This window comes from Streptococcus sp. 1055 (assembly GCF_013276815.1).
Lineage (GTDB): Bacteria > Bacillota > Bacilli > Lactobacillales > Streptococcaceae > Streptococcus > Streptococcus pseudopneumoniae.
Genome location: NZ_VMLT01000135.1, coordinates 1 through 2,512 on the forward strand (window position 1 = coordinate 1; position 2,512 = coordinate 2,512).

Genomic DNA, 2,512 nt, shown 5'->3' on the forward strand with positions numbered 1-2,512 from the left:
AGTTTCTGGTGTTTCTGGTACAACTTTTACAGTTACTTGTTTGCTCGTTGTATGTCCTGCATCATCGGTCGCTATAAAGGTAATTGTCTTTTCTCCAAGATCTTCTGTTGTTGCAGCACCGAGGTCAAATATATATTTCTTATGTGTATCAGTATCAACTTCACGATTAGGATTCGATACTTGAGCCAAATGATTAAAATATTTATTCAACAAATCCTCGACATTCAATTTCACCTTGGTATCATCCTGTGCATCAAGCGTTATACGAATATTTTCTCCAATTTTCACTGTTTGACGTTCTGGTGTAACAGTCAATGTAGGTGGTTGGTTATCTGGTTGAGGGGTTGGTGTTACAGCGTCACTTCGTTCTGATTTCACCTCTCCACCATTGTCAACAATGGTTTCAGCAGTAATAGGTTTTCCAGGTAAAGCTCCTTCAACTGTAACCACTGCGGTTTGACCTTGTGTTCTACCTTCTCCGATGACTTTATCTCCATCGTAAAGTTTCACTATCGAGCCATCCTTTACTCCACTTCCTACATTCACTGTAAGTTGTTGTCCAGTGAGACCTTTCTTGTTCTCAAAGCCTGAAATAATCGGTTTTTTAGGTTTAACTGTAAACTTAACAGTTCCGTCTGAGCCTGAGTTGGCATTTTCTGATGATGAACCATCCTGGTAAGTAGCAATTACTTTATAAGTAAATACTCCAGCTTGAGCTGTACTTGGTTTATTTCCGTTTTCCCAGCTCCAAGTCATTCCTGATGGGAACTGTCCACCATTTTTTCGAGTGACATACTTATCAGCTACAGGATTATTGGTATCTTGAAGACTATCTCCCACCGTTTTGGTATGTGAACTACCTTGGATAGGGTAGGTTTCTGCGTCTGTTCTGCGAACCAAGCTTGTCCCCGCCGCTGCATATACATATGCAGCACTCGCATTAGTAGCCAATCCTCCCTTGGTAGTTACAGCTATTGACCCAGAATTACGTGCTTGTTCTTCTGTCACATGATCTTTTATCCGCAGCTTCACATGATACTTATAGGCATAATTTTGTCCATTAGCTATAGTTAGCAAATGAGAGTAAGACAACTTTGGATACGAGCCATTATTTTTAATAATTGCATTTAATTCAGATTCCTCTTGTAAGTTCTTCAACATCTGTTGTCTTTGGTCATTTCTGGTTGGTCCACCATCTAGCTGATATAGATTGTAACCATTTCCCCATAATCGTTGGGCACTATCATCCTGCACTTTTGGAGGAACACGATAAGTCTCTCCTACTTTAGTAAATTTTTCTGGATTATGAGAAAGTGTACCAGAGTCTCCATTTCTACGATAACGCTCATAGTAAACATCGTGGAGAGTTCCACTAGGATAACTACCATTCGTGTACAAAAGTTCACGTGGGGGATAGAACCAGAATGCATTTCTAGCTAAACCGTCTAAAGCTTTACCATCGTTCTGAAAATACACATCATAAGTAAGGAACTTTTGCCCGTTTTCCTCACTGTATCTAGCTGTCATAAAGGTCTTTTGAATTGTACGTTCTCTGTTACCAATGTCCGTACCACCTACTTTTTTCTCTTCGGATATATATCCTTTAGGACGCAAAAGAGCACCTTCTACATCTGTATTATCTGCAGCGGAACGCGCAGACAAATCCCTCCTGGATCTTCTAGATCTCTTAGGTTTATCTTCTGCTCCAGATGCAGAAGCAGCCCTGTCTGAACCCTCCTCCTTATGGTCGCTCCTTTCAGAAGAGGCATTTTTATCCGCTGATTCACTTCCCTGCGGCTGACTTTCTTCTTTAGAAGAACTTGATAAGACTGCCAAGTCCTTTTCCAAGTCCTCAGCAAGACTGTCAAGCTCCCCTTGACCTGCATCAGCACGGTCTAATAATTCTTTCCCTTTTTGAAGTCGCTCCTTAATAGGACTTACAACTGAAGGATCGTGCTTCGAGTCGGTAGAAAGAAGAGCATTTACCTCTTCCACTAGCTTGCTCAAACGGCTGCTATCAACTGTAGCAGCTTTCTCTTCAGCAGGTTGAGCTTCTTTATTTGCTGAAGGCTCACTGGCTACTTCGGCTTGATTTTCATCCCTTGCCTGCCCTGCTTCAGACGACTGCTCCCCATCTTTCGGGCTAGCTAGACCAGTAGTCGATGACGACGTGTTTTGGCTTGGGCTATCTGCACTCACGACGTTGGCCCCCATAAACATAAGAGCCGCAACCGCAACAGAAGCTGCACCAAAGCTATATTTACGAATAGAGAAGCGCAAGACTTTTTCGCGTTGATGGCGCTTTACCCTACTGAGTGAATTCGATTTATCTTCCATGTTACCTCCTTAAGAAGACTAATGATATAATAAAAAATAAGTTTCCCAACTCCCACTCCTTCAGAGAGTGAAGCTAGAAACAGCACCGTGATTCTTACTAGTGAGTAAATGATAGGAGATGATACGAGGTCACCCTTAAGCCTCAAGTAACTATAATATCACAGCTATCACAGCT

Annotated in this window: 1 protein-coding gene; it reads right to left on the reverse strand. The window is 42.0% G+C overall.

Translation table 11 applies throughout. From position 1 onward, the window contains the following. On the reverse strand, positions 1–2,337 hold a 2,337-nt coding region (locus HT699_RS10485; protein ID WP_172934352.1), incomplete at its 3' end, for a YSIRK-type signal peptide-containing protein. Between the last annotated feature and the right edge of the window lie 175 nt (positions 2,338–2,512).